The sequence below is a fragment of the Paenibacillus phytorum genome, from assembly GCF_013141715.1.
In the GTDB taxonomy this organism is placed as follows: domain Bacteria; phylum Bacillota; class Bacilli; order Paenibacillales; family NBRC-103111; genus Paenibacillus_E; species Paenibacillus_E phytorum.
Map to the genome: position 1 here is coordinate 1 of NZ_WHOA01000016.1, position 10001 is coordinate 10001.

The following is a 10001-nucleotide window of genomic DNA, read 5'->3' on the forward strand; positions in this document are numbered from 1 at the left end:
AACTTACGGAAAACGACAAGGTGAGTCGGGTTGGAATGCGTTAGCGGATGTAAATAAAGACGGCAAGGTTGGCCTTGAAGACCTTGCAATCGTAGCTTTAGCGATGTTTAAGTAAAATACCAAGGAATATATCGGCAATGAAATGGGGGGAGAGCTTATCTCCCCCTTCTGTCGCCGATATGTAAAAGAGCGATCTAAACTGGTTATCTGCAACGATTTGATAGATTTAGACGATCGAGTCGGTTCTGCTCACTACCGAATTCGTTCAGCTAACCCCAAAACGTAGTTGACCTTATTTTTCTGCGCAAGAATATCTCCTCGACAGCCTTACCTCTTTCCTTCACATATTAACCTGTTTTCTTATTGTCTTGAGCAGTAGACTTGTCAAGTATTCCTATATTTCTTTTTAAGGATATTGTAAATGTCGAAAAAGTTCACTTTTAGGGATAAATATATATATTTTAGGATACTCAATGTACAACTGAAAATTTAAAATTAAATCATTAGCATTGCTTATACTGCGATTAATAAACTTCATTTTTAAAGTGTTACATGATCCGCTAAAAGAATATCGCATCTGTAATTATCGGAAATCGTTTACAAAGCCTTTACAAAATTCCTCTCGAGTAAAGCGTTATTTTTAAGCTACGTAATGAAGAATTGAGGGGGGGATAACAAGTTCAAGCGTTCTAAAGAAGAAGGTCATCTGAAGGGAAAATTAGATCCATATTAGTGGAAGTACAACATGTTGAACAAGGTAGTGAATGGTTAATTTTAGCCGTATTAAGTTCATGGTTTCCAAGGTATTATTTAAATAATTAGGGAGGTACAACCAGGGTAATTTATATAGTGAGGAATTCTCAGGAGTAAGAGATGGAGCTGTTATAAACAATCAGGGTTTAATAGTAGATGTGTATAACGACAAGGTGCAAATGAGGGCAGAGACCTCAATTCTAAAACAACAATTTGGAATGGAACGATACAATTGAGACCGAATACAACCGGCGTATACGAAGCCGAAGATGGTTCATTCTCTTACGCAATCAATGCTTTTGATATCATCCTTCATCCAAACAATTGAAGCTGCCGAATGAGAGATGTATCGGTCTAATAAAGAGGAAGGTGTCAAATTGTAATGACATTTATACGGAAAATGATAGTTTTACTGTCGATCGTGGTAGGTTGGTGCTTAATTTCGCTGCCGGCCGAAGCGCATCAGCTCAATAAAGGCTTCTCGCAAATTAAAATTGAAGGCCGTCAAGCAGTCTACGAGCTGTTTCTTCCGGAAGGGGAATTGCCGTTTATTGATGCCGATGAAAATAAGCGGGTGACTGCGGAAGAGCTCGCCGCCGGTCGGGGCCGGCTCGCCGATTACGTACGGCAGCATGTGGAGCTGAAGCGGGGCGATGAAACGTTGGCATATCGCTTCGTCTCGGCGGAGCTGTCCGACCATCATGAAAACCCCGGCGTTCAGATGCTGCTTACGTATACTTCGAGGTTTGCGATAGACAATCTTACTGTTCATTATTCGTTGTTTTTTGACGATATCGACCCGACGCACGTGAATTTTATAACGATTGTGAACGGCGATGATGTGGTAGATACTTATTTTGACACGGGTACCCGCATGCTTCGTTACGGTAGCTCGGGCGACAGCGATACGAGCAGAACGCTCCTTCAATACGCCTGGCTTGGAATGAAACACATTTGGACGGGATATGATCATCTAATTTTCCTGCTCAGCCTGCTCATAGTCGCCGCCGGGTGGCGGGATGCACTGCGAATTGTAACGGCGTTCACCGCTGCACACAGCGTGACGCTGCTGCTGACGGCAACGGAAATGATTCGAGTCAACTCACGCCTGATCGAGATCTTCATCGCTCTTTCCATAGCTTATGTTGCTGCGGAAAATTGGTTTATTCGCCGGAGAACAAATGCCCCCCGTTACCGGTGGCTGCTCACATTCGCTTTCGGTCTCGTGCATGGGATGGGGTTCGCCGGTGCATTGCAGGAGATGGGGCTTCCGAGCCGTAATTTTATCAGCTCGCTGCTCAGCTTCAATGCAGGAATTGAAATCGGGCAATTGGCTATCGTCGCAGCGGTGCTGCCTCTACTCCTGCAAATTCGCTCGCGGAAATGGTATTCGCCGTTTGCGATCGGCTTGTCGGCCGTCTTATTCGCGCTCGGCGTGGCATGGGCGGTCCAGCGTGGATTACAGCCATAATGACCGATGAACTGGCCTTGCGCTGCAGACCTCCGCCGATGGTCCGAGAATGGTTGCAGTATTACTTATAACCAAGATTGAAGATAAAAGGAGATGTATTGATTTTATGGATACCTTAGCGAAGCTCAAAAAGTCATCACTTTCGTTCATCCTGATGGTTACACTCATTTTCAGCAACTTTGCTGCCTATACGCCAGTGCATGCAGCAAGCGACGCCGCAAGCGACGCGTATAGTCTGATAGAAGCAGAAAGCTTTAGTTCCAAGTCGGGGGCCAACCTGAAAACTGAAGCCTGCCCAGATGGTGGACAAAGTGTTGGAGGTACGAATGACGGCCAGTATTTAGTATATAACAGTATTGATTTTGGTAGTGGTGTTAATGGCGCTACAAAATTTAGTGCTAGACTTTCAGCAAAGGGGTTAAATGCAGGTGGTAATATTGAAATAAGGCTTGACAGTCCGACAGGCACTTTAGCGGGAACACTTACTGTCGCAGCTACAGCACCAGATAACTGGAATGTCTACCAGACTCAATCTACCGATATTACCAATGTTACCGGAGTTCATGATATTTACCTTGTATTAAAGGTTGCGACGGGGAAATTGTACGTAGCCAACATAAACTGGTTTCAGTTTTCAAAAACGCTTAACAGTATTGCCATGACAACACCGCCAACAAAGACGGTATATCGTCTCGGTGAAAGCCTTGATCTCACAGGAATGGTTGTCACCGGCACCTACATTGATGGTTCCACAAGGGTGGAGGAAGTCAGAGCTTCTGATGTAAGTGGCTTTAACAGTTCAACTGCAGCGGCTAGCCGGACACTGACTGTCACAGTACGCGGTAAGACAACAACTTTTACAGTAGGGATAATGTCGAAGACGCTAACAAGCATCGCAACCCCTGCAGCGATTACTGGAGTAATAAATGGAACAGCGCCTTCACCTGCGGCTCTTGGATTGCCTAGCACAGTAGTTATGGTGACTGATGGCGGTAATGTGAATACATTTGTAAACTGGAACGTAGCTGCCTCAGGTTATGATACAACTGTAAAAACCGAGCAACGTTTTACGGTACCAGGTACGGTAGTGCTGCCGTCGGATATTGCAAATTCGAATAATGTCCTATTGTCGACAAGCATTAGTGTAACGGTTCTAGCTGCAACAGATCCGAGTAAGGATACCAGCTATAAATTCAGCTATATGGCCTTCTCCGATTCGCACGCAACAACACAAGGTTCTGTTCAAGATATTGCACTTGACAATGCGATGCAGGACGCTGTGCGAAATAATGCGGGATCCGTTAGCGTTGTTGGAGATATTACCGATTACGGAACAGATGCGCAATATGATGTCGCAATGAACACAATAAATAAGTATCCTCAGGTGAAGCCCTATTTTGCATATGGGAACCACGAGGTAAGATGGGTTGGCGGAATCGAAGTAGCGATAAGCAGATTCGTGAATCATACAAAAATGCCGTCCATTTATTTTGATAAGTGGATAAACGATTACCACTTCATCTATCTGGGATCGGAGGCTGATGATAAGGACGGCGCTTATATTTCAGATACCCAGTTGGAATGGTTAAAGGTTAAGTTGGCGGAGGGTGCAAGTAAAGATAAACCGATATTCTTATTTCTCCACCAGCCATTAGAGAATACAGTGTCCATGTCGCATACGAATGATGGCTATTATGGCTATGATAGCGACGACGCTCAGGATCAAAAGATTAAGGACCTTGTGGGACAATATCCTCAAAGCGTTCTAATAACAGGACATTTGCATGACGATATAAAAATACCGGGCAACTTGTATAACGAACAATATTTTACAATGATTAGAGATGGAGCTATTGTCAATTCGGGTGGCCCGGGCGCTCAAGCCTTGATTTTTGATATTTATAAGGACAAGGTGGTCATCAATGGAAGGGACGTCAACACACGGAGTACGATCGCTTCCTGGACCATTACAAATTATACAACGGATGCTCTTTCCGCAGATACGCAAGCACCCACCGTGCCTTCCAATGTCACAGCGAAAGTAGTTACAGATACGATGGTAACTTTGGAATGGGATAAGGCTACAGATAATTTTAATGGGAATGTAGGCGTTATTGGCTACGATGTTTATAACGGCACTACCGTGGTTGGATCGACATCAGGAAATACAAGCTTTATTGTGACTGGACTGTCAGCTAATAAAGCTTATCAATTTACAGTAAAAGCCAGGGACGAGGCTGGAAATGCTTCAACTGCAAGCAGCCCGTTCAATGTTACCACATTAGCCTACGATCCTGCTGCGATTAATCTTGTTTTGAACCAAACGGTTACAACAAACGGGAACTTGCCTGGCTACGAACCGTCCAAAGCGGTCGATGGAACGACAGCAAGCGGCAGTAAGTGGTCGTCCTCTACGACCGGAGATAAATGGCTGATGGTCGATCTTGGACAAAATTATGATATTGCCCGATGGGTAGTGAAACATGCGGGAGAAGGCGGAGAGACTATTTCGCTGAATACAAAACATTATAAGCTTCAGGGAAGCTTTGATGGAACGGTTTGGGCTGACCTTGATTCAGTACGAGGTAACGTTTCCAACAGCACCGACAGGTATATACCGATATCCACCGTAAGGTATGTTCGCCTCTACATTACAAGTGGGCAAAACGCTGTTGAAAATGGAACTTCAAATATTTATGAGTTTGAAGTCTATGGGAGGAGACCTCTTGACCAAAATTTAAACAGCATCACCGCGCCTGCTGACATAACAGGGGTGGTAATCGGAACGGCGAAGACAGTGGACGCCCTTGGATTGCCAAAGGCAGTATCCTTGGTTACCGATAAAAGCAGGGGGTATGCCTATGTGACATGGAATTTAGATGCTTCAAACTATGATCCCAATCTAAAGATTGGACAGACCTTCACTGTAAATGGAACTGTAACTTTGCCAACTGAGGTGTTAAATCCCAATAACGTGCCTTTGACAACAAGCATTAGAGTAACTGTTAATAAGCTCATTCAGTCGGCAACGGCGACAAGCCAAGAAACAGGTGGTGAAAATAATAGTGCCTCCATGGCGATTGACGGAGACACAAATACGATTTGGCATACCAAGTGGAATAAATCCGACGTTCTCCCTCAATCGATTACCTTAAAACTTGGAGCAGCTCTCCCAATCAATAAAGTCACGTATTTGCCAAGGCAATCAGGCGTCAACGGAATTATTACAGCCTATAACGTGTATGTAAGTAAGGATGGAGTGACCTTTACTAAAGTTGCAAGCGGAACTTGGGCAAACGACAATGCGGAAAAAGTAGCAACTTTTGATCCGACAGATGCATTATATGTCAAGCTCGAAGCAACGGCGGGTGTTAACGGCTGGGCATCGGCTGCGGAGATTAATGTCTTAGAAGTTGAACATCAACCGCCAACGACAACGGACAATGCTCCAAGCGGCTGGGTCAATCAAGATGTCACGGTAACCTTAAGCGCAAGCGATAACGGATCGGGTGTATCCAATACCTACTACACGGTAGACGATGGCGCTGAGCAAACGGGAACGACCGTCGTATTGTCGGAAGAAGGCGTGCATAAGCTTGTATATTGGAGCGTAGACAAAGCAGGCAACGTGGAGCAAGCGCATACGGTATCCGTTAGTATTGATAAGAAAGCTCCGTCGATCGCGGTGACCGTACCGGGAGATAACAGCATTTATGAAGATTCCGTGGATTTGACGCCTCAGATTGCATGGACGGATAACTTGTCGGGTGTGGACAGCAGCAAGACGACGGTGACGCTGGATACGTATTCTTACCAAATCGGAACGGCGATCCCGCTCTATAAGTTGCCGATTGGGCAGCATACGCTTGTTATATCCTCCAGCGACTTGGTCGGCAACCAGGTAAGCAAGACCGTTCAGTTTACGACGGTAACCAGCATCGATTCTTTAAAGGCATTGGTGAAACGCTTTGCTAATAACAAAGAGATCGATAAAGCCGATATTGCCACTAATCTGCTGGAAAATTTGGAAAACAACAATCTGAAAGGCTTTATGAATGATGTGAAGGCGCAAAGCGGGAAACACATTTCAAGCGAAGCGGCAACCTATTTGCTGCGAGACGCTCAATATTTATTGACACAAAAGTAGAGCAATTCAAGTGTTTGAAACCAAGAGAATAAATGCAGATATCAATGGAGGCGGTGTCTCAATTGGAGACTTGGCTATTGTTGCAGCAGATTATGGCAAACAACAAGGTCAGTCGGGTTGGAATGAGTTAGCGGATGTAAATAAAGACGGCAAGGTTGGCCTTGAAGACCTTGCAATCGTAGCTTTAGCGATGTTTAAGTAAAATACCAAGGAATACTGTTGAATGAAAAGTTGAATTGATCGTATTAGCAAAATTGAGGATTGATCGGCAATGAAATGGGGGGGAGCTTATCTCCCCCCTTTTCTCGCTGATATGTAAAAGAGCGATCTAAACTGGTTACCTGTAAAGATTTGATAGATTTAGACGATCGAGTCGGTTCTGCTCATTACCGAATTCATTCTACTAACCCCAAAACGTAGTTGTCCTTATTTTTCTACGCAAGAATACCTCCTCGACAGCCTTACCGCTTTCCTTCACATAATGTCGAAAAAGTTCACTTTTTGTGATAATTATATATATTTTTAGGATACTCAATGTATAACTGAAAATTTAATATTAAATCATCTGTTTTCAACAAACAACAACAAGACGAAAAGAGACCATCCGTTAATTATGTCTAGCGTTCAAGCAGGTGAGAGTGGAGTGATCATTTAGAATGGGAAGTTTAATAACACCACAATTAAATACGAGAGATTTTAATCGCGTAAAGCCTGAATATGCATTAGCTTCAAAAATGTCAGTTGCAAGAGTTAAAGGCCAAGAGGTTAGTTTAGGAAGATCTCCAGTCTTGATTCTCGATATTAGTGCGAATGGATTACGATTTCAATCCCATTTGAAAATCGCTCCTAATCCAAGCATATTGTTTAGTTTTAGCACACTAATCATGGGGAAGTGTCTTACAGTATATGGATATATTATTAGAATGAAAAAAATAGATACTAAGATTATAGATTTATATGAATATGGTGTGAAATTTCAAATCGGTCAGCCAGCTCAATCTCAATTGTTTAAACTGCTCAATTATTTTTCACTGGAACTTAGAAAAACACCGCTCGTTCAAAATTGTAAATTCATTATAAAGGATGGTAAAAAATACTTTATGCATCTTCATTTCAAAGGGCTACTTGGCAAATGAGATTTGCTTACAAATATTAGGGGGACATATGCTTAAACGAATCATTTATTTGTGGTATCACATGTTAAGTCGCCTCTATAAGAAATCGGGGTGCTGGCAGTCCCAAAAGTTTATAAGATTAGTGAGAAAAAGGGACCGTTACAAATAATGCACGCTTTCATTACGATTTGATAGAGTAGAACCAGGTAATGTAATCCAGCAGTTGTGGCAAAAATCGCTTTGAACAAGCGATTTTTTGTTTATTATAGACAAATAGGATAAATCAAATACATGCATACTTATGCAAGATTGGTCAGGGGTTCGGTCAAGGTATAGGAAGAAACACTTGAATTGCTCGAAGGCCCTTACAGGGGACGATGAACAACACGCCGAGTTTAGTGTCTAAAAAAGTCTTCAAATCCATTTTGATGGTTTGAAGACTTTTTTGGTATATCTTAGTAGCACCTGGGCAATTTTCGGGTAATCCCGTCGATTGTTCCAGAAGGCGCACCGCACTGAATTACTTCTTCAAAGGTTGAAATTGGTCTAGCGATTTTTGGTTTTAGACAATATGCCCGTTGCAAGCTATCTGCTAATCGCAGCTTTTTCCGATCTCGCTACAGGTCGAAAAGAGTGATCTAAACTGGGTACAGGAGACTTGTAAAGTATTCCCATATTTCTTTTTAAGGATATTGTAAATGTTCACTTTTCGGGATAAATATATATATTTTTAGGATACTCAATGTACAACTGAAAACTTAATATTAAATCATTAGCATTGCTTATACTGCGATTAATAAACTACATGTTTAAAGTGTTACATGATCCGCTAGGGGGTGAAAGCAAGTTCAAGCGTTCTAAAGAAGAAGTTCATCCGAAGGAAAAAGCATGATCCATATTAATGGATGTGCAGCATTTTGAACAAGGTAGTGAATGGTTAATTTTAGCCGTATTAAGTTCACTGGTTTCCGAGGTATTATTTAAATAAATAGGGAGGTACAACACGAATGTCTTTCATAAAAAGGTTCAAAAAATCATTTCTATCACTCCTCCTGATAGCCGCAGCATTGGTAGGCAGTACTGGGCTTGTCACTGTGCTTTTTCAGGAAGAAAGCTCTGCAGCAGGGGCGGATAGTTCTTCGACAGGTCCTGTTTTCAGCTTTATGTCAATGTCAGACACGCATAGCACTCCGGCTAAAACGGTTAGTGCTGTAAAGGATGCTGTTTATAATAATAGCAATGCAATAGTTTTAGTTGGGGATATAACCAATTACGGGGATATCGGTGAATATGACTCCATAATAAATGCTATCAATTCTGTACAAGATCATCCGCAGGTGTATTATACAGTTGGAAATCATGAATATGATTGGATGTCGGATTTTGAATTAGCGCAGAACAGATTTAAACAAAAGGCAGGAATACCAGAAAGTACGGTGTATTACCACCGGGAAATACAAGGCTATGACTTCATATTTTTAGGGTATGATGAGAAACCGACCTATAACGCGTATATGTCCGACGCTCAGTTAGCCTGGTTGGAAAGCAAGCTTGCTGCAGTTGCTGTTCCGGACAAGCCGATTTTTTTGTTCAATCATCAGCCTCTTTTCCAGACCGTATCCAAGTCAAATATAGATATTTTTGGTCAAAATATGCTACAGGAACAGAAGCTCAAAAATATACTCGAAAAATATCCGCAGGTTATTTTAACAACAGGACATCTTCACGACGATATTAAGATACCTGGAAACTTGTACGCCGGGAAATTCTCTGCATTAAGAGACGGTGCCGTTGTAAATAATCAAGCTATGATTTTTGATGTATATAAAGACAAGGTGCATTTAAAGGGAAGGGATGTAATTACACAAAAAACCATATGGGAAGGTACGATAAGTCTGAAGCCGAATACAACCGGCATGTATGAATCCGAGGACAGTGTATTCGCATATGCAACCGCTGGCGACGACATCAATCTGTCCGGCGGCAAGTATGTGAATATGAACGATTCAAGAGCATATATCGAGTCGCTCAAGGTTGACGGAGGAGCTACTGGCGGCAATAAAATATTGAAAATAAGGTATGCTACCGATGCTGCCAATGTTACCGAGGGAATATATGTAAATGGAGCCAAAGTACAGACGCTCAGCTTTCCGACTACCGGAAGCATGAGCTCGTATAACGATTTGGCGGTGCCTGTTGAGCTGAGTCCGGGTCCAAATAACAAGATCGTCATACAAAGCGATGGCACCGCAGCGGGCGTGAACATGGATAAATTCCAAATTATAGATAGCGCCAATTACAGTACGATGTGGGGATTTAACGGCAATGGCAATGACAGTATCCCGAATGGGTTCCATGCAACCTTGAATGGAAGTGCTGCCTATGATACGACCGATAAAATGGAAGGTTCAGCTTCGCTCAGCCTGAACGGTGCTGACGGCAATTATGCGAGTGCAGGCCTTGCATCAACCAAAACAGACGATGTAACGCTAACAGCTTGGGTGAAGTGGAATGG

5 protein-coding genes are annotated in these 10001 nt (G+C 42.8%); all 5 read left to right on the forward strand.

The window, feature by feature from the left end:
- The first annotated feature begins 1135 nt into the window (after positions 1-1135).
- Positions 1136-2224 carry a HupE/UreJ family protein gene (locus tag GC098_RS02735; RefSeq protein ID WP_171640743.1) on the forward strand — a complete coding sequence of 363 codons (1089 nt, stop codon included), beginning with the start codon at positions 1136-1138 and terminating at the stop codon, positions 2222-2224.
- A 106-nt stretch (positions 2225-2330) separates the two neighbouring features.
- On the forward strand, positions 2331-6371 hold the full coding sequence (locus GC098_RS02740) for a discoidin domain-containing protein (RefSeq protein ID WP_171640745.1): 4041 nt from the start codon (positions 2331-2333) through the stop codon (positions 6369-6371).
- 10 nt (positions 6372-6381) lie between these two features.
- On the forward strand, positions 6382-6573 hold the full coding sequence (locus tag GC098_RS02745; protein ID WP_171640747.1) for a dockerin type I domain-containing protein: 192 nt from the start codon (positions 6382-6384) through the stop codon (positions 6571-6573).
- A 454-nt stretch (positions 6574-7027) separates the two neighbouring features.
- On the forward strand, positions 7028-7507 hold the full coding sequence (locus tag GC098_RS02750) for a hypothetical protein (protein WP_171640749.1): 480 nt from the start codon (positions 7028-7030) through the stop codon (positions 7505-7507).
- 986 nt (positions 7508-8493) lie between these two features.
- On the forward strand, positions 8494-10001 hold a 1508-nt coding region (locus GC098_RS02755), incomplete at its 3' end, for a metallophosphoesterase (RefSeq protein ID WP_171640751.1).